Genomic DNA, 26,840 nt, shown 5'->3' on the forward strand with positions numbered 1-26,840 from the left:
CCGTCCATCTACGGTGACCTGCCCTCGATCCGCTCGTGTATCAACTCCCTGGTCGGCGGCCTGCCCTCCTGACCCGCACCGTCGCGAACAGGCAGTGGTGGTGCCCCACGGGTGCCACAACTGCCTGATCGGCAGGGGAGTGCGGGAGGCGGGTCGGTGGGGTGGGATAGTGGGCGGTCGTGGCGAGGTATGGGGTGTTGAGTCTGCCGTCGAGTAACCGGGTGTACTCGGGGGCGGCGGTGGAGTTGACCCGCGCGGAGCTGGAGATCTTCGGCGACGCGGTGCTCGGCGGGCGCATCGGTGACGTGGCGACCGCGACCATCGGCGGGGCGCGCTACGTCACGTTCGAGGCCGTCGGTGGCCTCAGCGAGCGGGACGCCGCGCTGCTGGGCAACCTCTCCAGCGCGTACGCGATCTTCGAGTTCGTCGGCGAGCTGCTGCGCCCGGTGCCGTTGACCCGGCTGGACCGCTTCGACGACGACCTGCTCACCATCCAGAAGTACCCGGGCAAGACCAACGAGCAGTTCACCAAGCTGCTGCTCAACGTCACGCTGCTCGCCTCGGACGGAGCCGGCGAGCTGCTGACCCGACGGTTCCGGGTGCTCGATCCGCTGTGCGGCCGGGGCACCACGCTCAACCAGGCGATGATGTACGGCTTCGACGCCGCCGGCGTGGACCGCGACAGCAAGGACTTCGAGGCGTACCAGACGTTCCTGAGCACCTGGCTCAAGCGCAAGCGGGTCAAGCACCGGGTGCTGGAGTCCGGGCCGATCCGTCGGGAGCGCAAGGTGGTCGGTCGGCGGCTACGGGTGGAACTGGCCGCCTCGAAGGAGGCCCACAAGGCCGGTGACGTGCAGTGCGTGGACGTGGTCAACGCCGACACCACCCGGGTCGGTGAGTTCTTCCGCCCGGAGACGATCGACGTGGTGGTGGCCGACGCGCCGTACGGTGTGCAGCACGGCAGCCGTACCGCCGAGACCGGCCTGGCCCGCGACCCGCTCGCGCTGCTCACCGTCGCCGCGCCGGGTTGGGCACGGGTGCTGCGCCCCGGCGGCGCGCTGGGCATCTCGTGGAACACGAACGTCGCGCGGCGGGAGGAGGCCGCCGCCCGGCTGGCCGCGGCCGGCCTGACCGTCCTCGACACCGGCCCCTGGCGCACCCTGACCCACCGCGTCGACCAGGCCATCGTCCGCGACGTCCTGATAGCCCAAAAACCCACCTGACACCCCCGCCCACCCCGCCACCCCCCGCGATCTTGCACTTTCGGTCGCCGATACGTGCGCTGTGCCCCTTTTGCGGGGACAAGAAGTGCAAGATCGCGGGGGTGGGGGTGGGGGTGGGGGGTCAGCGGGGGTGGGCTTGGGGGCGGGATCCGGTGGGGGCGAAGGCGGTTAGGAAGCGGTCGCGGAACTCGTGCATCGGCCAGACCGGGGCGTCGGCGTCCGGGGTGAGGCCGTCCTGCCAGCCCCAGTCGTTGATCCGCTCGAACACGGCCGGGTCCTTCGCCACGATGTGGATCGGTACGTCGTGGCTCGGGTTCTCGCCGGTGACGACGGGCGCGGGCTGGTGGTCGCCGACGAAGACCAGCACCGTGTCGTCGTCGCCGTAGCGCTCCACGTAGGAGATGAGGGTACGCAGCGTGTAGCTGATCGAGTGTCGGTAGCCGGTGCGGGCCTGCGCCGTCGGCGTGCCGATGATGCCCCGCCGGAACACCTCGCCGTCGTCGATGGTGTCCCAGTCGACAAGCGACGGGACCTTCGTCCAGGGGGAGTGGCTGGAGACCAGGGCCAGCTCGGCCATGACCGGACGGTCCTGCTGCCCGGCCAGCTCCCGCTCGTGGAACTGGTGGATGGCGAACTGGTCCGGCATCGGGGCGAAGGCGAACTTGGGGCCCTGGTAGCCCAGGTCGGGGCCGCTGTAGAACTGTTCGTAGCCGTAGAAGGCGCCCTCCGGCCAGGCCTGGTTGACCGCCGGCATCACCCCCACCGTACGCCAGGAGGCGCGCCGGAACGCGTCACCCAGGGTGAACCGGTCGGTGGCGAGCAGGTTCCGGTAGCGCTGGTTGTTGTCCACCCACAGGCCGGAGAGCAGCGTGGCGTGTGCCAACCAGCTCGCCCCGCCGATGGTCGGTGAGGTGAGGAAGCCGCTGCGGGTGGCGAACCCGGCCGTGGCCAGCCGATCGGCGCTCTCGTCGAGCATCCGGGGGATGGACGCGAACTCGGCGTCGGTGACCGCGTCGCGGCCGTAGCTCTCCACGAAGGCGATCACCACGTTCTTGCCGCGCAGCCCGGTGAGCAGCTGGTCGCCGGGCACGTCGCGGAACGGGTCGACCCCCACCTCGTTGGCGAACGCCTCGCGGTCGTACAGCCGGTCCCGAACCTCGGCGGCGTGCTCCTGCACCAGGATCGTGGCGTTGGTGTCGGCCATCGGCATGGCGGGCACGATCCGCGCCCCGGAGGCCGCCAGCACCGCCCAGACCAGCACCAGCGAGGCGATCGCGCGCGTGCTGCCGGTGCGGTGTCGGGCCAGCAATCCGGACAGCCGCACCGCCGACAGGGCGGTCAGCACCGGTACGGCCAGCAGGACCAACCCGACCCCGAGTGCGATGGCGATCGCGCCCGGTCGGCCGATCGACTCGGCCACGAAGGTGAACGCCTCGTCCAGCAGCGACCAGTCCAGCACCAGGTCGAACGGTCGACCCAGCGACGAGTAGAAACCGAGGTCGCCGACCTTGACCACGGCGACGAGTCCGAGCAGCCCACCGGCCAGCACGGCCACCACCCGGCGGGGCCGACCGGGCAGCGCGAGCAGCAGCGCGGCCAGCAGCAGCCCCTCCAACGGGATCCGCAGGAACGCGCCGGGCTCCAGCTGCCACGGCCGGTTGGGCAGGGTGAACGTGACAAGCACCAGCAGCGCGGCGAGCGCCGTGACCACCCGCCCGACGATCCGCCGGCGCGCGGTGACCGGCGCCGGCCGGTACGCGGCGTCATCCGTGTCGGTCCCGTGCGTCTCACCGGTTCCGGTCCGACCCGCGCCGACGGTTCCGGTCGGGTGCCCGTCGACCATCTCGGTCGCGCGGGTGTCGACCATCGCGGTCTCGCGTGCGGAACCGGCTTCGGGCGGGCCTGCCTCGACCGTGTGCGTGCGCCGCCCGGTGGTGGCGCTCGGGTTCTGCTCGGCGTCGGGCGTGGACGCCCGGTCGGCGATCGGCAACTGGGTCTCCGGGGTCAGCGCAGCGACAGGACGGGGGCGGTGGGCAGGTCACGCTCGTCGACCCGCCGCATGCCGATCGGCACGGTCGGTACGGTCGGCACCGCCGGTGCCACCACGGCCGGGACGGGTCGGGCCTGCCGGTGGCGCCACAGCCAGCCGACGTCGCGGCCGAACGACTCGACCAGCATCCCCAGCGCGACCACCAGCACGACAGTGGTCAGCACTCCGGGCAGTACCTGGGCGGCGGCGACCGCGAGCATGACTCCCTGGACCGCGGCGACCACCTTACGCCAGTACCGGTGCGGCAGCGGCGCGTTGACCCAGGGCAGCACCCAGCCGGCGAGCAGGAAGACGTACCGCATCAGGCCGATGGCCAGCACCCAGGCACCGACCGACGGCGCGACGTACAGGCTCAGCACCAGCACCAGGAACGAGTCGACCTCCATGTCGAACCTGGCGCCGAGGGCGCTCGTGGTCCCGGTGCGCCGGGCCACCTTGCCGTCGACGGCATCCAGTGCCAGCGCCACCGCCGTCATCGCCACCAGCGGCGCCACCGGGGCGGGGCGACCGTCGATCAGCGCGTCCGCGATCAGCGCGGTCACCGCGCCGACCAGCAGCCCACGGCCCATGGTCACCCAGTCGGCCGGTCCCAGTCGGTCCGAGCCCGCGTGGCGAAGCCCACGCACGAGTGCCAGACAGGTCACCGCCCCGTACGCCAGGCCCGACAGCCAGCCCGCGACACCGAGACCGACCGTCGCGGCGAGCCCCGCCAGCAGGACGATCTGGACGATCAGCCCGATTTGCGGACCGGTTCGAACTGTGGACACCGTGCCTCCGTGTTTATGATCGACGACCCCCCGACTGGGAACTACGGAAAATACGACGGATCGGTTCGGTCTGGACGCAGGTAAGGAGAAAAAACCGGTGACGCGTAGCGCCCTCGCCTTCTGGCTCCGAACTCCCGGCGTGGGTGAGCTCCGTCCGGTGACGCTGCCGGAACCGGGCGCCGACGAGGTCCTGGTGCGCAGCCGGTACTCCGGGGTCAGCCGGGGCACCGAGACGCTGGTCTTCACCGGTGGCGTGCCGGCAAGCCAGTACGCCGCGATGCGCGCCCCGTTCCAGGATGGTGACTTTCCGGCTCCGGTCAAGTACGGCTACCTCAGTGTCGGCGAGGTCGAGCAGGGGCCGGCGCACCTGCTCGGGCGGACGGTGTTCTGCCTGCACCCGCACCAGAGCGCCTACGTGGTGCCGGCGGAGGCGGTGACCGTCGTGCCGGCCGGGGTGCCGGCCGCCCGCGCGGTGCTGGCCGGGACGGTGGAGACCGCCGTCAACGCGTTGTGGGACGCCCCGCCCCTGGTCGGCGACCGGGTGACCGTGGTCGGCGGTGGCATGGTCGGCTGCGCGGTGACCGCGCTGTTGGCCCGCTTCCCGGGCGTACGGGTGGAACTGGTGGACACCGACCCGGCCCGCGCCGAGGTGGCCGCCGCGCTGGGCGTCGACTTCGCCACCCCCGAGACCGCCGTCGACGGCCGTGACCTGGTGGTGCACGCCAGCGCCAGCGCCGCCGGCCTGCAACGCGGCCTGGACCTGCTCGCGCCGGAAGGCACCCTGCTCGAACTGAGCTGGTACGGCGACCGGCCGGTGCAACTGTCCCTCGGTGGCGCGTTCCACTCCGGACGGCTGGCCATCCGCAGCAGCCAGGTCGGCATGGTGGCTCCGGCGCGACGCGGCAGTCGCAGGTACGCCGACCGGATGGCCCTCGCCCTGGACCTGCTCGCCGATCCGAGGTTCGACGCGCTGATCACCGGCCGGTCGCCCTTCGCGGAACTACCCGACGTGCTCGCCCGACTCAGCGGGGGCGACCTGCCCGCGCTGTGCCATCTCATCACCTACGACGGGGAGTGAATCGTGTTCAGCGTTACCGTCCGTGACCACATCATGATCGCCCACAGCTTCCGCGGCGCGGTCTTCGGCCCCGCCCAGCGGCTGCACGGCGCGACGTTCGTGGTCGACGCCACCTTCCGCCGCCCCGACCTCGACGACGACGGCATCGTGGTCGACATCGGACTGGCCACCGACCAGCTCAAGGCGGTGCTCGGCGAGCTGAACTACCGCAACCTCGACGACGAGCCCGCGTTCGCCGGACGGAACACCACCACCGAGGTGCTGGCCCGCACCGTCGCCGACCGGCTCGCCGACCGGGTGGCCGCCGGTCAGCTGGGCGACGGCGCCCGGGGCCTGACCGGCATCACGGTCACCCTGCACGAGTCGCACGTGGCCTGGGCCAGCTACGAGCGGGCACTGCCCGGCTCGACCGCCGCCGGTGAGGGCACCGCCTGACGTGCCGATCCTGCACGTGATCCTGCCGGGCGACATCGACGACCCGGCGTCGCCCAGCGGCGGCAACGGCTACGACCGGCGGATCTGCGCCGGGCTCACCGCCGCCGGCTGGTCGGTCCGTGAGCACGCCGTGGCCGGTGACTGGCCGCGACCGTCGCCGGCGGCGCGGGCAGCGCTGGCCGACGTGCTGGCCGGCACGCCGGACGGGGCGCTGGTGCTCGTCGACGGCCTGGTCGCCTCGGTGGTGCCGGACGTCCTCGCCGCCCACCGTGGGCGGTTGCGGCTGGTCGCGCTGGTGCACCTGCCCCGGGACGACGACACCGAGGCCAGCGCCCTGGCCTCGGTCACCGCCGTGGTGGCCACCAGCGCCTGGACCCGCGACGCGCTGCTGCGCCGGTACGCGTTGCCCGCCGAGCGGGTGCACGTGGCCCCGCCCGGGGTGGACCCGGCCCCACCGGCGGCCGGGTCGGCCACCGGTTCGGCCCTGCTCTGCGTCGCCGCGGTCGCCCGGCACAAGGGGCACGACGTGCTGGTCGAGGCGCTGGCCACGGTGGCCGACCGGCGCTGGACGCTCACCTGTGTCGGGCCGCTGCACCGGGAGCCGGAGTACGTGCACCGGTTGCGCGAGCGGATCACCGCGGGCCGGCTCGGCGACCGGATCCGGCTGGCCGGACCGTTGGTCGGTGACCGGCTGCACGCCGCGTACGCCGCCGCCGACCTGCTGGTGCATCCGTCGCGCGGCGAGACGTACGGGATGGTGGTCACCGAGGCGCTGGCGCGCGGCGTACCGGTGCTCGCCACCGCCGTCGGCGGACTGCCCGACGCCCTCGGGCGGACGGCGACGGGCGACCGGCCGGGTCTGCTGGTGCCGCCCGACGACCCGACCGCCCTGGCCACGGCGGTACGCCGCTGGCTCGACGACGCGGCCCTGCGCGAGCAGTTGCGGCACGCCGCCGTCCAGCGACGGGACACCCTCGCGGACTGGGGCAGCACGGTCGCCCGGATCATCACGGCCCTGAAGGAGGCGTCGGCATGAGCATCGATCTCCCGCCCGATTTCGCACAGTGGCTCGCGCTGCGGGAACCCGCCGACGTGGCGGCCCGGTCCATCGAACTTGTCGACACGCTGCGTGCGACGCTGCCCGGCCACGGCCCCCTGGTGGTGCATGATCTCGGTGCCGGGACCGGCTCGCTGGGCCGCTGGCTGGCCCCGCTGCTGCCCGGCGCCCAGCACTGGATCCTGCACGACCAGGATCCCGACCTGCTGGCCCGGGCGTACGCCGGCATGCCGGCCACCGCCGCCGACGGGGCGCCGGTCACCGTCGAGACCCGCCCGGGCGACCTGACCCGGCTGACCGCCGCCGAGCTGACCGACGCCGCCCTGGTCACCGCCTCGGCCCTGCTCGACATGCTGACCGTCGAGGAACTCGACCGGCTGGTCGCCGCCGGCGCCGAGGCCGGTTGTCCGGCGTTGTTCCTGATCTCGGTGACCGGCACGGTGCGGTTGACCCCGGCCGACCCGCTGGACGACGAGGTCGCCGCCGCCTTCAACGGCCACCAACGTCGTACCGTCGGTGGCCGGCGGCTGCTCGGGCCGGACGCCGTCGACGCCTGCGTCGCCGCCTTCGCCCGCCACGGCGTGGACGTGGAGCTGCGGCCCAGCCCCTGGCGGCTCGGGCCGGAGCAGGCCACCCTGACGGCGGAGTGGTTCACCGGGTGGCTGGACGCGGCCCGTGAGCAACGCCCCGACCTGACCGCCCGCACCGGCGAGTACGCACGACGTCGGCTGGCGGAGGCTGAAAGTGGTCGCCTCGGGGTACTGGTCGGTCACGTCGACCTGCTGGCCCTGCGCCGTTGAACCGGCAGCCGACCAGCTACGTGCGTACAGTCAGGGAAGATCGTCATGCCGGGGAGGCACGAGTGGGGGATGAAGCTGGCGGCGCCGCACCCACGGCGACCTCGGCGCGCCGGTCGTTCTGGGGCTGGGCCCGGCTGGCACTTGGAGTGGCCGTCCTCGTCGGGCTGCTCTGCTGGCTGGGCACCGGGCCGTTCCTGGCCGGGCTGCGACTGATCGACGCGCCCGCGCTGGCCGCCGCGCTCGCCATCGGCGTCCTCACCACCGTCTGCGCCGCCTGGCGGTGGAGCCTCGTCGCCGGTGGCCTCGGCGTGAGCCTGCCACTGCGCGAGGCGGTCGCCCACTGCTACCGGGCGATCTTCCTCAACGCGACGCTGCCCGGCGGCATCCTCGGTGACGTGCACCGCGCGGTGCGGCACGGCCGCGACGTGGGAGACGTCGGACGCGGCATCCGGGCGGTGGTGTGGGAACGGATGGCCGGGCAGGTGGTGCTGGTCGCGTTCGCCGCGGTGCTGCTGTTCGCCTTCCCGTCGCCGGTGCGCCCGTTCCTGCCGGTGGCGACCGCCGTGGCGGTGGCGGTGCTGGTCGCGGTGGTGGTGGCGGCCCGGCTGCTGCCGCAGTCCGGTGCCTCCCGGTGGGCCCGCGCTCTGGGCACCGCCGTGTCGGACGTACGGCTCGGGCTGCTCGGCCGGCGTACCTGGGCGGGGGTCCTGCTCGCCTCCGCGCTGGCGGTGGCCGGGCACCTCGCGACCTTCCTGGTGGCCGCACGCACGGCGGGTTCGACCGCTCCGTTGACCCTGCTGTTGCCGCTGACCCTGCTGGCCCTGCTCGCGATGGGGGTGCCGGCGAACGTCGCCGGGTTCGGCCCCCGCGAGGGGGTGGCCGCGTGGGCGTTCGCCGCCGCGGGCCTGACCGCCGCCGAGGGGGTGGCCACCGCGACGGTGTACGGCGCCCTGGTGCTCGTCGCGAGCCTGCCGGGAGCCGCCGTGCTCCTGGCCCGACGTGTCCGTGTACCCGCCACCGTCTGACGAGGAGACCCATGTCCGAATCACTGCCTGTCGCCACCATCCGGACGCAGGTCACCGTGCCGCTGCGGTTTCCCGACGGTTACACCACCACGGCCCGGCTGTTCACCTTCGACGGGCTTGTCGACGGCCGGGAGCACCTCGCCTTCGGCCTCGGCGATCCCGGCGCGGCGGAACGCGCCGGTGGCGCGCCGCTGGTCCGCCCGCACAGTGAGTGCCTGACCGGCGACGTGTTCGGCAGCCAACGCTGCGACTGCGGGCCCCAGTTGCGCGAGGCGGTGCAACGCATCGCCGACGTCGGCGGCTACCTGCTGTACCTGCGCCAGGAGGGCCGGGGCATCGGGCTGTACGCCAAGCTCGACGCGTACGCGTTGCAGGACGCGGGGCTGGACACCTTCGAGGCCAACGTCGCGCTCGGTCACGCCGAGGACGAACGCGACTACACCGTGGCGGCGCAGATGCTCGCCGCGCTCGGTGTCGGCCCGATCGCGGTGCTGAGCAACAACCCGGAGAAGACCGAGCAGTTGGGGCGGCTCGGGATCACCGTGACCGAGCAGGTGCCCACCGGCGTGTTCCTGTCGCCGGCCAACGCCGACTACCTCGCGGCGAAGGCCAGCCGCGCGGCCCGCGCCGCCGACCTTCCCTTCGTCCGGTGACCGGCCCGTCCGGGGCGGCCCGGCCGTACGTGCTGCTCAGTTGCGCCACCTCGATCGACGGTTACATCGACGACGCCACCGACGAGCGGCTGCTGCTGTCCAACGACGCGGATCTCGACCGGGTCGACGAGGTCCGGGCCGGCTGCGACGCGATCCTGGTCGGTGCCGGCACCGTTCGCCGGGACGATCCCCGGTTGCTGGTGCGCTGCGAGCGGCGCCGGGCCGAACGGATCGCCCGTGGGCTGCCGGCGTCGCCGACCCGGGTGACCATGACCGGCTGCGGCGACCTGGACCCCGAGGCCCGGCTGTTCACCGTGGGTGACACCGACCGGATCGTCTACAGCGCCGGTGCGGCGGTGGAGAAGACCCGGCACCGGCTCGGTGAGCTGGCCACCGTGGTCGACGCCGGTGATCCGGTCGACCTGAGATGGATGCTGACCGACCTGGCCGAGCGGGGTGTCGGCCGCCTGCTGGTGGAGGGCGGCGCGGGCGTGCACGGCCAGTTCCTCGCCGCCGGGCTGGCCGACGAGCTGCACCTGGTGGTGGCCCCGTTCTTCGTCGGTGACCGGCGGGCGCCGAGGTTCGTCGGCGAGGGCAGCTTCCCGTGGCACCCGGGTCGGCGGGCGCAGGTGGTCGAGGCGCGTCAGATCGGTGACGTGGTGCTCACCCGCTACGCGTTGTCCGAACGCTGCGAGCCGCCGTCGACCGACTGACGGTCGCGCCGCATGCAGCACCTCGCGGTGTCGGTGCGGCGACGGGGCGCGACATGCGGCGTCTCGCGGTGTCGGTGCGGCGGCGGTCAGCGACATGCGGCATCTCGCGGGACGCCGGGCGGCGGGAGGGCGCGACATGCCGCATGTGGGGCTACGCCGACGGGCGGTCGAGGAACATCAGCCGGGCGCGTTTGTCGGGCAGGTCGATCAGCGGGCCGTCGACGAAGCCGGCCCGGCGCAGCCGGGCGATCGCCTTGTCGTTGCGGGCGTCCGGCTCCATCACCAGCCGTAGCCGGCCGGGATCGGTGAAGACGAAGGCGACGAACTCGGCCAGCAGTGTGCCGGTGAAACCCGGTTCCGGGCGTACCGGGGTGCCGATCAGCAGGTGCCCGCCGTGGTCGCCGGGGCGTACCGGGTAGCACTTGCCGACCGGATCGTGCTCCGGTTCGTAGGTCTGGAACAGCGCCACCGGGTGCCCGTCGCGCAGGGTGAGGTACGCGTGATGGGTGGACAGCGAGTCCACGTACCGGTAGATCTCGGCGACCCGCTCCCGGTCGGCGTCGCGCATCCCCCAGAACCGGGCCCGCTCCTGACAGACCCAGGAGTGGATCACCTCGGCGTCGGCGTCCGGCTCGACCGGCCGGAACGCCACCACACCGAACCGGGGCACGTGACGTTCGTAGTGGTGGCGGTCAGTCATGGTGCTCCTCGGTCAGCCGGTCCCAGTCGCAGCAGGTCTGGATCAGGTCGCCGCGCAACCACAGCGGCAGTTGGTCGTCGCGGTGCGGCCCGGCGCCGGTAGCGCCGAACGGCACCACCCAGCGGCTGTCGTCCCGCCGAGCCAGGTCCCACACGTAGCGGGCCGCCGGCCCGCGCAGGCACAGGTCGGTGACGCCGGGGACGCTCGAGGTGGCCAGCACGCAGTCGTGGTCACCGGACAGTCGCGGCCCCGGCGACGCGGCCGGATCGGGCAGCGCCCGCCACGGTAGGAGCCGGTGCCGTTCACCCCACCGGTGGGTGCCGTCGGCGGCGGCCACCTCCGCCAGGGCCTCGCGCAGCAGGTCGGCCCGATCCACGCCGGGAAGGTCGGCGTGCAGCAGCGGCGTCACCGCGTACCCGACCCGGGCCGGCAGGCCCAGCCACGGCCGGAACACCTCCGGGTAGGCGGGTGGCTCGGCAAGCGCCGCCAGGGCGGGGTGGGCGGCGAGCCGGCGGGTCACCGCGGCCCGCAGATCGGCGAAGGCGGCGGCGTCGACGCTGTCGGCGTCCATCCGGCGGTCCCAGGTCAGCAGACGTTTCCGCAGCTCGGCGGCGGCCGGTTCGAGCCCGTCCAGCAGGCCGAGCAGGTCCAGCAGCGGGCCGGCGGCGGCCAGGTGGGTGTCGGTGTGCACGGTCGCGAGCTGCTCGGCTCGCCAGTCGTCGGCGGTGTCCAGCAGGTGGCGGATCCGGTCGGCCCGGTACGGCGGCGCGAACTCCACCCCGAGCCCGGCGGCGAGGCCACGCTCGTTGGCCATCACCGCCACCGGACCGACCGGGCTGCTCGGCATGTCGTGCCAGCCCTGCCAGGCGTGGCTCGCCTCCCAGCCGGGGACCACCCGCAGCCCGTTGTCGGGGTGGCGGCGCGGCACCCGGCCGGCCACCCGGTGCAGCAGCCCGCCGGCGGTGTCGGCCGCGAGGACCACGTTCACCGGTTCGACCCAGCCGTCGAGTGCCGCGTCGACGTCGTCGACGGTGCGCGCCCGCAGCAGCGCCGGCAGGACGGCGAAGCCCAGCTCACCCAGGACACGGGGCGGATACCGCAGGCTGACCGTGCTGGCCGGGTCGTCGTCCGGTCCACCGCACACCAGCGGCCCCCGCTCGGTCTCGATCACCTCGACCTCGACCGGCGCGGCGCCGGCCACCTCGATCGTCTCGACGTGCCGGTGCGCCGGACGCCACCCGTGCGGCCCGTACGCCTCGACCCGGTCGCCCCGGCGGCGCAGCCGTTCGGCGTACCCGTCCTGATAGTCGGCCATGGCGTTGGTGATCGCCCAGGCCACCTCCCCGGCGTGGCCGAAGTGCGGGATGCCCGGGATGCCGGGCACCGCGAAGCCGAGCACGTCGTACTCCGGGCAGGCCAGCCGGATCTGCTGGTAGATGCCGGGCGCTTCGATGAACCGGTGCGGATCACCGGCGATCAGGGCGGCGCCGGTGGCGGTGCGCTCGGCGGCGAGCAGCCAGCCGTTGCTGCCCGAGGTGACCTGGTTGTCGACGGCGAACAGGTTGGCGGCCCGCGGGCCGAGCCGGCGGGCCACGTGGTCGCGCCAGAGTTTGCTGCCGAAACCCGCGAAGAGCACGTGATGTCCGAGCCAGAGCGCGAGCGGCGTCCACGGCTGCCAACGCCCCGGCCGCAGGCCGGTGGCGGCGAACTCCGGGGCCCGTGCCGCACCGGCGGACAGCCCGTCGTTGACCCCGTCCACGTAGCGCCCCACCCACTCGGCGGTGGCCGGGTCGAGGGCGGCGTGGCAGCGTCGCGCGGTGTCGTCGAGCCGGGCCCGGCGGGCGAAGCTGTCCCAGGCCACCGCCTCGGTGCCGAGGAAGGAGGCGGAGGTGCCCTGGGACCGGTGCCGTTCCACCTCGATCTGCCAGGAACGGTCCAGGGCGGTGACCCGACCCTGGGCGTAGGCCAGCGACGGGTGGTCGTCGGCGCGCAGGTGGGGGACCCCGTGGCTGTCGCGGTAGCGGCGGGCGTTCATCGCGGCACCGTACCGGCTCGGGCCCGGGCCGCCGGCACCACCAGGGGGGTACCCGTCTCCGGATCGTCGATGACCCGGCAGGGCAGGCCGAAGACCTCCTCGACGAGGTCGGCGGTGACGATCCGGCGGGGTTCGCCGGCGGCCACCACCCGTCCGTCGCGCATCGCGATCAGGTGGGTGGCGTACCGGGCGGCGTGGTTGAGGTCGTGCAGCACCGCGACCAGCGTGCGACCCTGCTCCTCGTGCAGCCGGGCGCACAGGTCGAGCACCTCGATCTGATGGGCGATGTCGAGGTACGTGGTCGGCTCGTCCAGCAGCAGCAGGGGTGTCTGCTGCGCCAACGCCATGGCCAGCCAGACGCGCTGCCGCTGGCCGCCGGAGAGTTCGTCGACCAGCCGGTCGCCGAGGTCGTCGACGCCGGTGGCGGCCATCGACTCGGCGACGATCCGCTCGTCGTCGCGGGACCACTGGCGCAGCAGCCCCTGGTGCGGGTAGCGCCCCCGGGCCACCAGCTCGGCCACGTCGATGCCGTCCGGGGCGATCGGCGACTGGGGGAGCAGCCCGAGCGTACGGGCCACGGCGCGGGCGGGTAGCCGGTGGATGTCCGTCCCGTCGAGCAGCACCGCACCGGCGGTCGGCCTCAGCAGCCGTGACAGCGCCCGCAGCAGGGTGGACTTGCCGCACGCGTTCGGGCCGATGATGACGGTGAAGGAGCGGTCGGGCACGGCGACGGTGAGGTCCTCGGCGACGACGCGTCGGTCGTAGGCGAGCCGCAGCCCGTCGCCACCGAGCCGGGAGGTCGACATGCTTGTTGCTCCGTTCTGAGGGGTGGTGGTCAGGACCGATCCGCTGGTCCGCCCCGGTCCGGCGGACTGACCGGCGGTCACAGCCGGCCCGCCCGGCGCTCGGTGGCCAGCAGCCACACCAGGTAGCCGCCGCCGATCACGCCGGTCACCACGCCGACCGGTAGTTGGCCGGGCAGCGCGCGCAGCGCGACCTGGTCGGCGAGGACGGTGATCAGCGCGCCGACGACCGCGGCCGGTAGCAGGGTGACCCCGGGCGCCCGGGTGAGTCGACGGGCCAGGTGCGGGGCGGTGAGTGCGACGAACGGCACGGGTCCGGCGGCGGCCGCGGACAGCGCCACCAGCAGCACCGCCCCGGCAAGCAGCAGCATCCGCAGGCGGTGCACGCTGACTCCCAACCCGGCGGCGGCGTCGTCGCCCAACTCGGTCATCCGCAGCGCCGGCGCGCAGGCCAGCAGCGCCGGCACCAGCACCGCGAGAGCGGCCAGCAGCGGTGCGGCGTCGGACCAGCCGCGACCGTCGAGGCTGCCGGTGAGCCAGAGCATCGCCCGGGAGGCGCTCATCAGCGGTACCCGGGTCATCAGGTAGCCGTTGACGCCGGTGAGGATGGCCGACATGCCGATCCCGACCAGGACCAGCCGGTAGCCGTGCACGCCGCGCCGCCAGGCGATCAGGTAGATGAGCAGGCCGGTGACCACTCCGCCGAGGGCCGCGGAACCGGCGAGGGCGGCACTGCTGCCGCCGACGGCGACCACGACGAGCGCGCCGGTGGCCGCGCCCTGGGTGAAACCGAGCACGTCCGGGCTGCCCAGCGGGTTACGGACCAGCGACTGGAACACCGCTCCGGCTAGGCCGAGCGCGGCGCCCACGGCCAGGCCGGTGACCAACCGGGGCAGCCGCAGCCGGGTGACGATGAACTCCTCGGCGGGGGTGCCGCCACCGGTCAGCGTGCGCAACACGTCGGTCGGCGACATCGGGTACTCACCGTGTCCGATGGCGAGTACGCCGACACCCACGGTGAGCAGCAGGCAGACCGTGCCGACGGCGAGGACGCGGGGACGCAGCCGGACGGAGAGCCGGGCGGGCGTACGGATCACGATCATGATCGGACCGTCCTCGTCCGGAGCACCAGCGCCAGGAACAGCGGACCGCCGACCACCGCGGTGATCAGCCCGACCTGGAGTTCACCGGGGCGGCCGAGGACTCGCCCGAGCACGTCGGAGCCGAGCAGCAGCACCGGGGCGAGCAGCGCGCAGTAGGGCAGCAGCCAGCGCAGGTCGGGGCCGGTGAGGGCGCGGACCAGGTGCGGCACGAGCAGACCGACGAAGACGATCGGTCCGCACGCGGCGGTGGCGGCCCCGCACAGCAGGGTGATGGCGATGATCACACCGGCCCGGGCCAGAGCCGGTCGGGCACCGAGGGCCTGCGCGGCGTCGTCACCGAGGGCGAGCGCGTTGAGCGGGCGGGCGGCGGCCAGCGCGACCAGCAGCCCGACCGCGATGAACGGCAGCACCCGCAGCACCGTGCCGGTGTCGGCGCTGGCCAGTGAGCCGACGGTCCAGAAACGCAGCCGTTCCAGGCCGGCCGCGTCGAGCAGCATCACCGCGCTGACGTACGAGTACAGGGCCGCGTTGAGCGCCGCGCCGGCCAACGCCAGGCGGGCCGGGGTGGCGGCGCGACCGCCGCCGACGGCGTACACCCCGACGGTGACGGCGGCGGCACCGAGCAGGGCGAACCACACCTGCCCGGTGCCGCCGCCGAGGCCGAACAGGGCGGTGGCGGTGGCGATGGCGGCGGCGGCCCCGGCGTTGATGCCGAGCAGTCCGGGGTCGGCGAGCGGGTTACGGGTGAGGGCCTGCATCGCCGCGCCGGCCACGCCGAGCGCGGCGCCGGCCAGCAGACCGAGCAACGTACGGGGCAGCCGCAGCTGTCGGACGACGGTGTACTCGGCGGCGTCGCGGTCGGTCAGGGCGTGCCAGACCTCGGACGCCGGGATCGGCTTGGCACCGACGGCGATGCTCAGCACCGTGACCGCGAGCAGGGCCAGCGCGGCGACGAGGAGACCGCCGGCGCGCAGGGCGGTACGGCGGTGCCGAGGTGCCGTGGTCGACCGGGTCGGCTGCTCGCGGGGTGGCGACTCGATGACGGACAGGGTGAACTCCAGTGTGGGGCGAAACGCCGTCGGGGGCTTGACAGGAGCCGAGTGTAGGCGGGAGGTTAGGTTAGGTTAGCCTAACCCCGGCTGTCCACGGTCCGAGACCCTGATCGAAAGACGACACGCATGTCTGAGCACCACTCCGCCCGTCGCCTCTCCCGCCGGGGGCTGCTCGCCGTCGGCGGCGCCGCCATGGCCGCCGCGCTCGTCGGTTGCGGCCGTGACGACACCTCCGGCACCGACACCGACAACGGTTCCGGGCCCTGGTCGTTTACCGACGACCGCCCCGAGACGGTGACCGCCGACGCCCGGCCCGACCGGGTGGTCGCCTTCACCGGCTCCGCCGCCGCGCTTGTCGACTTCGGACTCGGAAGCGAGATCGTCGGGGTCTTCGGTGAGACCAGGAAGGCCGACGGCAGCGTCGAGCCGCAGGCCGGCGACCTGGACGTGGAGAGCGTCGAGATCCTCGGCAACGTCTGGGGCGAGTTCAGCGTCGAGAAGTACGCCGCCCTGCGCCCGGAGCTGCTGGTCACCCACATGTACGACCCGGGTGCCTACTGGTACGTCCCGGACGAGAGCAAGGACAAGATCCTGCCGCTGGCGCCGGTGGTGACCATCACCACCGCCCGGGTGCCGATGACCAGGCCGATCGAGCGGTACGCCCAGCTCGCCGAGTCCCTCGGCGCCGACCTGTCGGCGCCGAAGGTCACCGACGCCAAGGCGCGGTTCGAAGCCGCCGCCGAGGCGGTACGCCAGGCCGTCGCCGCCAACCCGGGCATCAAGGTGATGGCCGCCTCGGGCAGCCCCGACCTGTTCTACGTCTCCAACCCCAAGGTCAGCACCGACCTGATGTACTTCGCCGAACTCGGCGTCGACATCGTGGTGCCGACCAAGCTGGAATCCGGTGACTACTTCGAGGCGCTCAGCTGGGAGAACGCCGGAAAGTTCGCCGCCGACCTGATCCTGCTCGACAACCGCGGCACCGCCCTGCAACCCACCGACCTGGCCGCCAAGCCCACCTGGAAGCAGCTGCCCGCCGTGCAGGCCGGGCAGGTCACGCCGTGGGACGCGGTGCCACGCTTCTCGTACGCCGGCGCGGCGCCGCTGCTGGAGAACCTCGCCAAGGCGATCCAGGGCGCCAGGAAACTGACCTGACATCGGCGGGCCGGCCGGTCGCGGTCCAGCACCGCACCGGCCGCCCCGCCACCGCCCGCCAGACCCGATCCGCTTGCCGCCCACCTGCCGTGCGGCGGGTTCCGGCTGCCCGAAAACCGAACCGCCGAGCGTGGAGGACACGTCCATGACCCTGCCGGTGCACACCGCCGAGGCAACGCCGACCCGCCCGCGACCCGGCGCCACACCCGCCCGGGCCCACCTGCTCAGCGACGACACGGTCGAGCAGTACCGCCGGGCGGTGGCCGCCGGCACCGACCGGGTGGCCCGTCGGATCGCCGCCGCCACCGGACCCTTCACCGGCGTACGCCCGGACGAACTCGCCCCCCAGGTGGAGGCGATCGACCTGGACCGGCCGCTGGGCGACACCACCGCCGCGCTCGACGAGCTGGAGGACGTCTACCTGCGTGACGCGGTCTGGTTCCACCACCCCCGGTACCTGGCCCACCTCAACTGCCCGGTGGTGATTCCGGCGCTGCTCGGCGAGGCGGTCCTCAGCGCGGTCAACTCCTCGATGGACACCTGGGACCAGAGCGCCGGCGGCACCCTGATCGAGCGCCGGCTCATCGAGTGGACCGCCGACCGGATCGGCCTCGGTCCGGCCGCCGACGGGGTCTTCACCAGCGGCGGCACCCAGTCGAACCTGCACGCCCTGCTGCTGGCCCGGGAGGAGGCGCTGGCCGCCGCGACCCCCGCCGACCGGCGGATCCTGCTGCCCCAGCTGCGGATCATCGCCTCGGCGGCCGGCCATTTCAGCGTGCAGAAGGCGGCCAAGCTGCTCGGCCTGGCACCGGACGCGGTGGTGGTGGTGGAGACCGGCCCCGACCGGCGGATGCGCCCGGGTGCGGTCCGGCACGAGATCGCCCGTTGCCGGCGGGCCGGCCTGCCCGTGATGGCGGTGGTGGCCACCGCCGGCACCACCGACTTCGGCACCATCGACCCGCTCGACGAGATCGCCGAGGTGTGCGCCACGGCCGGGGTGTGGCTGCACGTCGACGCCGCGTACGGCTGCGGGTTGCTGGTCTCGCCGACCCGCCGGCACCTGCTCGACGGCATCGAGCGCGCCGACTCGGTCACCGTCGACTACCACAAGTCCTTCTTCCAGCCGGTCAGCTCCAGCGCCCTGGTGGTCCGCGACCGGCGGACCCTGCGGCACGCCACCTGGCACGCCGACTACCTCAACCCGGCCCGGACGGTCGCCCAGCGCATCCCCAACCAGGTCGACAAGAGCCTGCAGACCACCCGCCGGTTCGACGCGCTCAAGCTCTGGTTGACCCTGCGGGTGATGGGGCCCGACGCGGTCGGTGAACTCTTCGACGAGGTCTGCGACCGGGCCGCGCAGGCGTGGGAGCTGGTCGCCGCCGACCCGCGCTTCGAGGTGCTGACCCGTTCGCAGCTGAGCACCGTGGTGTTCCGTTGGCGGCCCAGCGGGCCGGGCCCGGACCTGACCGACGCGGCCAACCTGCGCGCCCGCGAGGCGTTGGCCGCCTCCGGCCTCGGCGTGGTCGCCGGCACCAAGGTCGACGGCCGCCAGTACCTCAAGTTCACCGTGCTCAACCCGGCCACCACTGTCGCCGACGTCGCCTACGTGCTGGACCTGATCGCCGAGCACGCCGGCCGCTACCTGCACGAACACGTGCCCGCCGCCGACCTGACCTGCCCGGTCGGCTGACCATGCCAGCTGCCAACCCGAGCCTGGAGGGCCGGATGCGAAGCCACGACTTCATCGGGATCGGCCTCGGGCCGTACAACCTCGGCCTGGCCTGCCTGACCGCACCCATCGCCGACCTCGACGGGCTGTTCCTGGAGGCCCGCGACGACGTCTCCTGGCACCCCGGCATGCTGCTGGAGTCGTCCCGGTTGCAGACGCCGTTCCTGGCCGACCTGGTCACCCTCGCCGACCCCACCTCGCCGTTCTCGTTCCTGAGCTACCTCAAGGAGATCGGCCGGCTCTACCCCTTCTACATCCGGGAGAACTTCTTCCCGCTGCGGGTGGAGTACGACGCGTACTGCCGCTGGGCCGCCGCCAAGCTGCCCAACCTGCGCTTCGGTCACCAGGTCACCGCCGTCGAGTACGACCCGGCCGACGACCACTACGTGGTGACCGCCACCGTCGACGGTGCCGTCGTGACCCACCGGGCCCGGCATCTGGTGCTCGGCACCGGCACCCCGCCGCATCTGCCGGCCGCCTGCGCCGGCCTGACCTCCGACGCGGTGCACAACTCCCGGTACCTGGCGCACCGGGACGCGTTGCGGGCCAAGCGGAGCATCACCATCGTCGGCAGTGGGCAGAGCGCCGCCGAGATCTACCACGACCTGCTCGGCGACATCGGCACCCACGGATACCAGTTGAACTGGGTGACCCGTTCGCCGCGCTTCTTCCCGCTGGAGTACACGAAGCTCACGCTGGAGATGACCTCGCCGGACTACGTGGACTACTTCCACGCGCTGCCGGAGCCCACCCGGTACCGGCTGGAGGCCGAGCAGAAGGGGTTGTTCAAGGGCATCTCCGCCGACCTGGTCAACGACATCTACGACCTGCTCTACGCCTGCAGCGTCGACGGCCCGGTGAACACCCGGCTGCTCACCAACACCGAGCTGACCGAGGTGACGTACGACGAGAGCACCGGGTCGCACACCCTTCGGCTGCGCCACGTCGAGCAGGAGCGGGACTTCACCCTGGACACCGAGGGGCTGGTGCTGGCCACCGGCTACCGGTACGAGGTGCCCGCGTTCCTGGAGCCGATCCGGCACCGGCTGCGCTTCGACGACCACGGTCGGCTCGACGTCGCCCGCAACTACAGTGTGGACTCCACCGGACGCGGCGTGTTCCTGCAGAACGGTGGCACCCACACCCACAGCGTCACCTCGCCCGACCTCGGCATGGGCCCGTACCGCAACAGCTGGATCATCCGGGAACTGCTCGGCCGCGAGCCGTACCCCATCGAGAAGTCGATCACCTTCCAGGACTTCGGGGTGCCGGGGTGACTCAGCTCGTCCACGTCCGCCACGATCGGCGACTCGGCGAGTTCGCCCTGCGTACGATCGACGTGGCCGCCGACGCGCCGCTGCTGCACCGGTGGGTGACCCATCCCAAGGCGGCGTTCTGGCTGATGCAGGACGCCGACCTCGACGCCGTGGCCGGCGAGTACCGCCGCATCGCCGAGCACCCGCACCACGAGGCGTACCTCGGGCTGTGGCGCGGCGAGCCGGCCTTCCTCGCCGAACGGTACGACCCGGCGCACGTCGAGCTGGTCGGCCTGCACGACGCGCGGCCCGGCGACGTCGGGATGCACTTCCTCTGCGCACCCACCGACACCCCGGTGTCCGGGTTCACCTTGGCCGTCATCACCACCGTGCTGGCCTGGCTCTTCGCCGACCCCGCCACCGAACGGGTGGTGGTCGAGCCGGACGTGCGCAACACCGCCGTGCAGGCGCTCAACGCGGCGGTCGGCTTCGAGGTGGTCGGACCGGTCACCAAGCCGGAGAAGACCGCCCTGCTGAGCATCTGCACCCGGCAGGGATTCCGCGCCGCCACCACCGACGTGACCGCGGCGGCCGGCACCGAGACGAAGGAGCATCACCGTGACCACGCCTGACCCGGTCGCCCACCTGCGCCCGCAGACCTGGGAGCGGGCCAACCGCCTGCTGGTGCGCAAGGCGCTGGCCGAATTCAGCCACGAGCGGCTGCTCACCCCCGAGCCGGAGGGCTCCGCCGCCGACGCCACCGGCCGCCGCTGGTACGCCGTCACCGCCGCCTCCGGCGCGGTCCGCTACCGGTTCGCGGCCCGGGTGACGACCCTGGAGCACTGGGACATCGACCCGGAGAGCATCAGCCGGCGCCGGGACGGTGAGTCGCTGCCGCTGGACGCGGTCGACTTCTGCCTCGACCTGCGCGACGCGCTCGGCCTCACCGACCGGATCCTGCCGGTCTACCTCGAGGAGATCACGTCCACCCTCGCCGGCCTGGCGTACAAGCTGGACCGGGCGCTGCCCGGCGCGGCGAAGCTGGTGGCGGCCGACTTCCAGACCATCGAGACCTCGATGACCGAGGGCCATCCCTGCTTCGTGGCCAACAACGGGCGGCTCGGCTTCGGCGTCGACGAGTACCACCGGTACGCGCCCGAGGCGGCCCACCCGGTCCGGCTGATCTGGCTCGCCGCCCACCGCGACCACGCCACCTTCACCAGCTCGGCGGACCTGGACCGGGAGACGCTGCTGCGCACCGAACTGGGCGAGGCGACCCTCGCCCGGTTCGCCGCCACCATGACCGAACTGGGCCTCGACCTCGCCGACTACCACCTCATCCCGGTGCACCCGTGGCAGTGGTGGAACAAGCTGTCGGTCACCTTCGCCGGCGAGGTGGCGCGTCGCCGGCTGGTCTGCCTCGGTGAGGGCCCCGACGAGTACCTCGCCCAGCAGTCCATCCGCACCTTCTTCAACGTCAGCCACCCCGAGCGGCACTACGTCAAGACCGCGCTGTCCGTGCTGAACATGGGCTTCATGCGGGGCCTGTCGGCCGCGTACATGGAGGCCACCCCGGCCATCAACGACTGGCTGGCCGACCTGATCGACGGTGACGAGGTGTTCCGGGACACCGGGTTGACGATCATCCGGGAGCGGGCCGCGGTCGGCTACCGGCACCGTCAGTACGAGGCCGCCACCGACCGCTACTCCCCGTACCGGAAGATGCTCGCCGCGCTGTGGCGGGAGAGCCCGGTACCCGACCTGGCCGAGGGCCGGCGACTGGCCACCATGGCGTCGTTGCTGCACGTCGACGCCGACGGACGGTCCTTCGCCGCCGAGCTGATCGCCGCCTCCGGGCTGGCACCGGCGCAGTGGCTGCGTCGCTACCTGACCGCCTACCTGACCCCGCTGCTGCACGCCTTCTACGCCTACGACCTGGCGTTCATGCCGCACGGCGAGAACGTCATCCTGGTGCTGCGCGACGGCGTCGTCGAGCGCGCGATCTTCAAGGACATCGCCGAGGAGATCGTGGTGATGGGAGCCGAGGCGCAGTTGCCGCCGGCGGTCGAGCGGATCCGCGCCGACATCCCGGAGGACATGAAGCTGCTGTCGATCTTCACGGACGTCTTCGACTGCTTCTTCCGGTTCCTCGGCGCGACCCTCGCCGACCAGGGCGTCCTCGGCGAGGAGGAGTTCTGGCGCACCGTGGCCGACTGCGCCACCGAGTACGCCGGCCGGGTACCGCACCTGGCCGACCGGCTGGCCCGCTACGACCTGTTCGCCCCGCAGTTCGCGCTGTCCTGCCTCAACCGGCTGCAACTGCGCGACAACCAGCAGATGGTCGACCTGTCCGACCCGTCGGCGGCCCTGCAACTGGTCGGCGCCCTGACCAATCCGCTCGCCCGGTTCGCACCCGGCAACGGGTAGGCGGTACGTCACGGGTCGCTCCCGTCGAGCGACCCGCGCCGGTCAGCTCCCGGCCCGGTTCTGGCTGCGCAGCTGATTCAGCAGCTCGGTCCAGCGTCTCGGTACACCCAGGTCGAGGAACTCCGCCTTCAGCCCGGCGATCTCCTTCTCCCGGTCGGCGAGCATCGCCTGAACGGCCGCGGTGGCCTGGGACACGAAGGCGCCCTCGCCGAGCCGGGCGAGGGTGCCGTCCGCCAGTTCCACCGTCCAACGCAGGCCGCCGGTGGTGCGGACGGTGATGGCGCCGTCCGGTGACCTGCCGGTCGCCACCACCCGGTTCAGCGCCTCGGTGTACGCGGCCTGTGCCGGGGTCGGTTCCGGCGGGCTGGTCGGGCTCACGACGACGCGGAAGGACGCCGACCGTCGTCGGTGAAGCTCTTCTCGCGACCGTTGGAACGCGATCCACACCGCCTGGCCGAGGCGGCCGAGCTGATGGGCGAGGTTCGTCTCGGTGTAGCGGGCGTACGCCCCGTAGCCGAAGGTGATCCGCAGGTCGGTGCCGTCGGTGGTGGTCGCCCAGATGGCACCGTCGGGCGACGATGCGGAGATCTCCGGCCACCGCTCAAGCTCTGATGTGGTCACATCTCCCGCTTCCGCAGCTCGCGCTGGTGCACATCGTCGGCCGAACCGAACCGGCGTCGTGCCACCGCAGTCCCGCAGGGGACCGGCGCAGGCCCTCGATTCGTGCCTGCCTGTGTTAAGACTAGTGCGTGATGCGAACCTGGCGCGCACTCGTGGCGGCCCTCGTCGTGGCGGCCACGGTCGCAGCGCCACAGCAGGCTGCGGCCGACGGCGCGACCGCGACTCCGTACGCCGGCACCGGCGACGGGGGATACTCCGGCGACGGAGGTCCCGCCACTGCGGCGACGTTGAACAAGCCCGGCGCGGTGGCGCTCGGGCCCGGGGGAGTCGTCTACCTGGCTGACACGGAGAACTGGGTCGTCCGGGCGATTTCCGCGGACGGCGTGATCACGACGGTCGTGGGTCGGGGCCGTGCTGGGCAGGACGCGCCGCAGACACCGCTGAACGGGGACGCCACCGTACCCGCCGCCGAGGTCATGCTCCGCTATCCGAGCAGTGTGGCGGTGGGACCCACCGGAACGCTCTACATCGGTGACGGCGGAAACGCCCGGATCCTCGCGATGTCGCGCGACGGCGAGGTCAGTCTGGTGGCCGGCGGTAACGGAGCCGGGTTCTCAGGCGACGGCGGGCCGGCCGTCGAGGCCCAACTGCGCGACGTCAGCGGGATCGAGGTCGAGCCCGACGGGGCGCTGGTCTTCGGCGACGTGCGCAACTACCGGGTGCGCCGGATCGCGGCCGATGGGATCATCGACACCCTGGTCGGCAGCGGCGACGTCGGGGTGCTGCCGAGCGGAGAGGCGGATTCGTTCACCTTCCCGTACGGGCCACTCTCGACGGCGACCGTCCCCGGCGGCGACCGCTGGGTGGCCAGCAACCTGCTGTACACCCTGTCCGACAATCTGATGCGGGCGTTGGTCCGCGACGGCAACGATCGCTGGTCGTCCGTCGACCCCGAGGACGCCGCGATTCCAGCCGATGTCTGGCGGGGCACCCAGTATGTCACCGCCACCGGCAACGCCGTCTACCTGTCCAGCGAGGACGGGATCTACCGGCTGTACCCGGACGGTCGGTTCGAGATCCTGCTGGCGAACCCGTCGATCCTGGGCCCTTTGGCCATGGTGGACGATCGAGTCGGTTATCTGGCGGACTCGCGTCAGAACCGGCTGTACCGTCTCGATCTGCCGGCACTGACCGATGCGGAACCCGGCGACGACAGTGGACGGTGGCGGCTGTGGTCGGTGCTGGTGGTCGTGGTGGGGCTGGCCGTGGGGCTCGTGGTGGCGGTGCTCGTGTCGCGCCGCCGCCGACCGTGAGGAAGTCGCCGATCGCGCGTGTCCGGACGGTCACGCCGACCATTGACGGGGAGTGATGGTTGTGCCGGAGGATGTCACAGGTGGTCAGCTGTATGCGTTGTGGCGGGTGTCCGAGGCCCTGCTTCCGCGCGTGGCGGACGTCTACTACGACGCGAATCGCGCGGTCGCCACGGCGGACGGCCCCGCCGGTCTGACCTTCGCCCTCACCATGTGGAACACGGTGAGATACGAGTTGCAGGAGATGTACGCCGACATCGGCGGCGTGGTGATGGACGCGGCCACCGCGGTACGCGACGCGCGACTCGGGTACGAGGCGGAAGACACGGAGGCGGCCCGGGAGTTGCAGGACATCCTCGCGGACTCGTTGCGCAACTCCACCGATCCCAACATCGCGCCGCCGGTGCCGGGCTCGGAGGACGACCCGGGCGAGCCGATCCCGGTGCAGCGAGCGGGCGGGCCCTCCTGACCGACGCACCACGTCCGACCGGAGACCGGGCCGGCGGGCGGCCACGGAGACCGTTGCGCACGGAGGGGCCGAACAGTTGTGGGAAACGCCGACACGCCGTCCGAATACACCAACCAGAACTTCGTACCGACGCTGAAGGAGCAGGCCGAGAGGCTGCGTCAGGAGTTCGTCCGGCAGACCCTGGAGGACCTGAACTCCTACCTCGACGCGCTGTTGCTGGAATACAACAGGGCCAACCCGGACCGGCCGGCGTCGACCGTCACGTCCGGTGGGTTCTCCGTCATCATCAACAACGGCCCGGGGCTGCCGAACAGCGAGGTGTTGATCACCGAGGCGGAGATCAGGCGGTGGCAGGACGCGATCCAGAACGAGCACTACGCGTGGGTCGTGCCCACGTTCGAGGGTTACCTGACGCCCGATCCGGACGAGGCCAACCCGGCGATCGAAAGCCTCGGCAAGATCGCCGAGAGCTTCGGAGGGGTTGCGACCGAGGCGGGGAAGTTGGGCAACCGTGATCTCGGGCTGGCCGGGCTGCAGACCGTCCGTGACCAGATGGAGCGGCACTGGGAGGGTTCGTTCCAGCAGACCTTCATCGGCAACTTCCTCGCCCCGCTGGAGAACGGGCAGGCCTGCCAGGCCGCTGCGGCCCGCATCTCCAAGGAACTGTTGGAAGCCAACAAGATCAGCAAGATCGCGCAGCGCAAGGCCATTCTGGACCTCATCGAGAAGGCGCTCACCGCGCTGGGAGACCTCGAAGCCCGGGGTAAGTCCGCCAGCAGCTATCAGTGGGCGACGCTCGTCGGCATCGCCTCGGGCACGCTGATCGCCGCCACCGGTGGCATCGCCGCCTGGATCGGCGCGGTGATCATCTCGGCGAGTACCCTCGCCCAGGGGCTGAAGGTCGGCGACGATGACCCGGTCGAGCTCGGCGGCGTCACCGCCCAGGACGTCGCGGTGGCGGTGCAGCGTGCCCTGACCAAGCAGAACGAGAAGTTCGTCGCGGACGAGACGCAGGTGGCCGACGCCTTCACCCGCCTACACGGCGATATCGTCGAGGCACGCAAGGTGGTCGGCCAACTCGGGGTCAACCGACCCGACCTCTACGGCGCCGCGCCCGCCGACATCTATGGGGGCGGCCTGACCCCGTCCCACTGACCGTCCCGACCTCGTCGGGAACGCTCGCCGGCCCGGCCGGGGCGCCGTCGGGCCGGTCATGCCAGGTCGGCGAGGTCCCGCTCCAGCAACTCGGCCAGCAGGGCGTGCCGGCCGGGGTCGTTGTCCGGCGTGATGCCCCGGCTGGGCATCTCCACGGTCATCAGCAGGTGCAGGTGCATCCGGTACAGCGCGAGGCGGCGGCGGACCCCGTCGTCGAAGACCAGTGGCAGCCCGGTGGCCTCGGCGTACCCGCGCAGGAACGGGTGCGTGGGTTCGTCCTCGGCACGGCGGAACAGCAGCGGCGAGACCAGGTCGAGCAGCGGATCACCGTAGAGGAAGCGCTCGCCGTCGACCAGGCCACACATCCGGTACGCGCCGTCGGCGTCCCGGTCGGCGAGGACGTTGCCGTCCCAGCAGTCGAAGTGCAGCAGCGCCGGCCGGCGTACCGTGTCGAGCACCTCGCCGTGCCGGGCCACCAGGGCGCGCAGCCGCTGCGGCGACACCGGCAACGCCACCTGCCAGTCGGCCGCGTCGGCGAGCAGATCGTCGATGACCGCGGTGAACGCGGCCGACCACGTCGCACCGCCGGTGCGGCCGGCGTCGTAGCCGAACCGGTCGCCGGTGACCCGGTGCAGGGCGGCCGTCGCCGCGCCCAGGTCGGCACGGGCCGGCCCGTCGTCACCGTCCAGGTCGGGCAGGGCCCGGCCGGGCAGGCGGCCGGTGACCAGCCACTCGCCGAGCCGCCGGTTGCGGCCGTGGTGCAGCACCGGCGGCACCGGCACCCGCGGTGCCCGCTCGGCGACCAGCCGGAAGTAGCGGGCCTCGGCGGCGATCAGGTCGGTCTCGTAGCGCAGCAGCCGCGCGGTGGGCGGCGGGGCGACCTTCAGCACCACGTCCCGGTGACCCGGTGGCGTGCGGCCCGCTCCCGGCCGGTCGCCGTCGAGGTGGACCCACCACACCGCGGCGAAGCCACCACCGGACAGCGGCCCGCAGTCGGTCACCCGCCGGTCCGGCCCGAACGAGGACCGGACGAAGTCGACCACGTCGTCGGGGGAGAGGACCCGTTGCGTTGGACTGACCGGCGCCACCCGGACAGCGTAGGGGGCGCTCCGCGCGCTGTCCGTCCCCCGCCCGCCGGGCCCCCCCGGGGGGGGGGGCGCGGGGGGGGGGGGGGGGGCCGCGGGGGCCCCCCCCCGCCGCGCCACCCCCCGGACGCGCCCCCCC

General features: G+C 72.8%; 24 protein-coding genes and 1 pseudogene. 16 read left to right on the forward strand and 9 right to left on the reverse strand.

The window, feature by feature from the left end:
* The first annotated feature begins 179 nt into the window (after positions 1-179).
* Complete coding sequence (locus V5O40_RS23755) at positions 180-1,223, forward strand: TRM11 family SAM-dependent methyltransferase (RefSeq protein ID WP_332907520.1); 1,044 nt, start codon at positions 180-182, stop codon at positions 1,221-1,223.
* Positions 1,224-1,344: 121 nt separating this feature from the next.
* Here the strand turns inward: V5O40_RS23755 and V5O40_RS23760 are convergent, their stop codons facing one another.
* On the reverse strand, positions 1,345-3,213 hold the full coding sequence (locus tag V5O40_RS23760) for a sulfatase-like hydrolase/transferase (RefSeq protein WP_408631937.1): 1,869 nt from the start codon (positions 3,211-3,213) through the stop codon (positions 1,345-1,347).
* Positions 3,214-3,460: 247 nt separating this feature from the next.
* Positions 3,461-4,040, reverse strand: a pseudogene (locus tag V5O40_RS23765) (CDP-alcohol phosphatidyltransferase family protein); the annotation flags it as partial.
* 97 nt (positions 4,041-4,137) lie between these two features.
* Here V5O40_RS23765 and V5O40_RS23770 point away from each other — a divergent pair.
* The 7 genes from V5O40_RS23770 (at position 4,138) to V5O40_RS23800 (ending at position 9,801) form a co-directional block, all read left to right on the forward strand.
* Positions 4,138-5,118 carry a zinc-dependent alcohol dehydrogenase gene (locus V5O40_RS23770; protein ID WP_332907521.1) on the forward strand — a complete coding sequence of 327 codons (981 nt, stop codon included), beginning with the start codon at positions 4,138-4,140 and terminating at the stop codon, positions 5,116-5,118.
* A 3-nt stretch (positions 5,119-5,121) separates the two neighbouring features.
* Positions 5,122-5,553, forward strand: coding sequence for a 6-pyruvoyl trahydropterin synthase family protein (locus V5O40_RS23775; RefSeq protein WP_332907522.1), 432 nt, complete (start codon positions 5,122-5,124; stop codon positions 5,551-5,553).
* The gene (locus V5O40_RS23780; RefSeq protein ID WP_332907523.1) at positions 5,537-6,589 is read left to right on the forward strand and encodes a glycosyltransferase family 4 protein; all 1,053 of its coding nucleotides are present in this window, start codon (positions 5,537-5,539) and stop codon (positions 6,587-6,589) included. The genes V5O40_RS23775 and V5O40_RS23780 overlap by 17 nt, the downstream gene beginning before the upstream one ends.
* Positions 6,586-7,410, forward strand: coding sequence for a class I SAM-dependent methyltransferase (locus V5O40_RS23785; RefSeq protein WP_332907524.1), 825 nt, complete (start codon positions 6,586-6,588; stop codon positions 7,408-7,410). Before V5O40_RS23780 ends, V5O40_RS23785 begins: the two co-directional genes overlap by 4 nt.
* Before the next feature lie 62 nt (positions 7,411-7,472).
* Positions 7,473-8,435 (forward strand): lysylphosphatidylglycerol synthase transmembrane domain-containing protein, encoded by a 963-nt coding sequence (locus V5O40_RS23790; protein WP_332907525.1) that lies wholly within the window; start codon positions 7,473-7,475, stop codon positions 8,433-8,435.
* A gap of 11 nt (positions 8,436-8,446) precedes the next feature.
* A complete protein-coding gene (locus V5O40_RS23795) occupies positions 8,447-9,088 on the forward strand; it encodes a GTP cyclohydrolase II (RefSeq protein ID WP_281581283.1) in 642 nt (213 codons plus the stop codon).
* Complete coding sequence (locus V5O40_RS23800) at positions 9,085-9,801, forward strand: RibD family protein (protein ID WP_332907526.1); 717 nt, start codon at positions 9,085-9,087, stop codon at positions 9,799-9,801. Before V5O40_RS23795 ends, V5O40_RS23800 begins: the two co-directional genes overlap by 4 nt.
* Before the next feature lie 151 nt (positions 9,802-9,952).
* Here V5O40_RS23800 and V5O40_RS23805 read toward each other — a convergent pair whose 3' ends face one another.
* The 5 genes from V5O40_RS23805 to V5O40_RS23825 form a co-directional block, all read right to left on the reverse strand.
* Positions 9,953-10,501, reverse strand: a complete 549-nt coding sequence (locus V5O40_RS23805; protein WP_332907527.1) for a GNAT family N-acetyltransferase — start codon at positions 10,499-10,501, stop codon at positions 9,953-9,955.
* Positions 10,494-12,536: a penicillin acylase family protein gene (locus tag V5O40_RS23810; RefSeq protein ID WP_332907528.1), complete on the reverse strand. Its 2,043-nt coding sequence runs from the start codon at positions 12,534-12,536 to the stop codon at positions 10,494-10,496. Before V5O40_RS23810 ends, V5O40_RS23805 begins: the two co-directional genes overlap by 8 nt.
* Positions 12,533-13,342, reverse strand: coding sequence for an ABC transporter ATP-binding protein (locus V5O40_RS23815; RefSeq protein ID WP_332907529.1), 810 nt, complete (start codon positions 13,340-13,342; stop codon positions 12,533-12,535). The genes V5O40_RS23810 and V5O40_RS23815 overlap by 4 nt, the downstream gene beginning before the upstream one ends.
* Positions 13,343-13,419: 77 nt before the next feature.
* Entirely contained in the window at positions 13,420-14,442 is a 1,023-nt protein-coding gene (locus V5O40_RS23820; RefSeq protein WP_332907530.1) for a FecCD family ABC transporter permease, read from the reverse strand.
* Entirely contained in the window at positions 14,439-15,503 is a 1,065-nt protein-coding gene (locus V5O40_RS23825) for a FecCD family ABC transporter permease (protein ID WP_408631938.1), read from the reverse strand. The genes V5O40_RS23820 and V5O40_RS23825 overlap by 4 nt, the downstream gene beginning before the upstream one ends.
* Before the next feature lie 117 nt (positions 15,504-15,620).
* On the opposite strand from V5O40_RS23825, the gene V5O40_RS23830 reads away from it, so the two are divergent.
* The 5 genes from V5O40_RS23830 (at position 15,621) to V5O40_RS23850 (ending at position 22,061) form a co-directional block, all read left to right on the forward strand.
* Positions 15,621-16,649 (forward strand): ABC transporter substrate-binding protein, encoded by a 1,029-nt coding sequence (locus tag V5O40_RS23830; protein WP_332907531.1) that lies wholly within the window; start codon positions 15,621-15,623, stop codon positions 16,647-16,649.
* A 145-nt stretch (positions 16,650-16,794) separates the two neighbouring features.
* Entirely contained in the window at positions 16,795-18,339 is a 1,545-nt protein-coding gene (locus tag V5O40_RS23835) for a pyridoxal phosphate-dependent decarboxylase family protein (RefSeq protein WP_332907532.1), read from the forward strand.
* Between the two features lie 35 nt (positions 18,340-18,374).
* Positions 18,375-19,655 carry a lysine N(6)-hydroxylase/L-ornithine N(5)-oxygenase family protein gene (locus V5O40_RS23840; protein WP_332907533.1) on the forward strand — a complete coding sequence of 427 codons (1,281 nt, stop codon included), beginning with the start codon at positions 18,375-18,377 and terminating at the stop codon, positions 19,653-19,655.
* A complete protein-coding gene (locus V5O40_RS23845) occupies positions 19,652-20,266 on the forward strand; it encodes a GNAT family N-acetyltransferase (protein WP_332907534.1) in 615 nt (204 codons plus the stop codon). Before V5O40_RS23840 ends, V5O40_RS23845 begins: the two co-directional genes overlap by 4 nt.
* Entirely contained in the window at positions 20,253-22,061 is a 1,809-nt protein-coding gene (locus V5O40_RS23850) for an IucA/IucC family protein (protein ID WP_332907535.1), read from the forward strand. Before V5O40_RS23845 ends, V5O40_RS23850 begins: the two co-directional genes overlap by 14 nt.
* A 42-nt stretch (positions 22,062-22,103) precedes the next feature.
* On the opposite strand, the gene V5O40_RS23855 is transcribed toward V5O40_RS23850, so the two are convergent.
* The gene (locus tag V5O40_RS23855) at positions 22,104-22,682 is read right to left on the reverse strand and encodes a hypothetical protein (protein ID WP_332907536.1); all 579 of its coding nucleotides are present in this window, start codon (positions 22,680-22,682) and stop codon (positions 22,104-22,106) included.
* A gap of 131 nt (positions 22,683-22,813) precedes the next feature.
* Here V5O40_RS23855 and V5O40_RS23860 point away from each other — a divergent pair, with 131 nt between their 5' ends.
* From V5O40_RS23860 to V5O40_RS23870, 3 genes are all read left to right on the forward strand, one after another.
* Positions 22,814-23,995, forward strand: a complete 1,182-nt coding sequence (locus tag V5O40_RS23860) for an NHL domain-containing protein (protein WP_332907537.1) — start codon at positions 22,814-22,816, stop codon at positions 23,993-23,995.
* A gap of 61 nt (positions 23,996-24,056) precedes the next feature.
* The gene (locus V5O40_RS23865; protein ID WP_332907538.1) at positions 24,057-24,461 is read left to right on the forward strand and encodes a hypothetical protein; all 405 of its coding nucleotides are present in this window, start codon (positions 24,057-24,059) and stop codon (positions 24,459-24,461) included.
* Between the two features lie 78 nt (positions 24,462-24,539).
* Entirely contained in the window at positions 24,540-25,616 is a 1,077-nt protein-coding gene (locus tag V5O40_RS23870) for a hypothetical protein (protein ID WP_332907539.1), read from the forward strand.
* Positions 25,617-25,672: 56 nt separating this feature from the next.
* Here V5O40_RS23870 and V5O40_RS23875 read toward each other — a convergent pair whose 3' ends face one another.
* Positions 25,673-26,704, reverse strand: coding sequence for a phosphotransferase family protein (locus V5O40_RS23875; RefSeq protein WP_332907540.1), 1,032 nt, complete (start codon positions 26,702-26,704; stop codon positions 25,673-25,675).
* Positions 26,705-26,840 lie beyond the last annotated feature (136 nt).

The sequence above is a fragment of the Micromonospora palythoicola genome (assembly GCF_036689795.1).
Lineage (GTDB): Bacteria > Actinomycetota > Actinomycetes > Mycobacteriales > Micromonosporaceae > Micromonospora > Micromonospora palythoicola.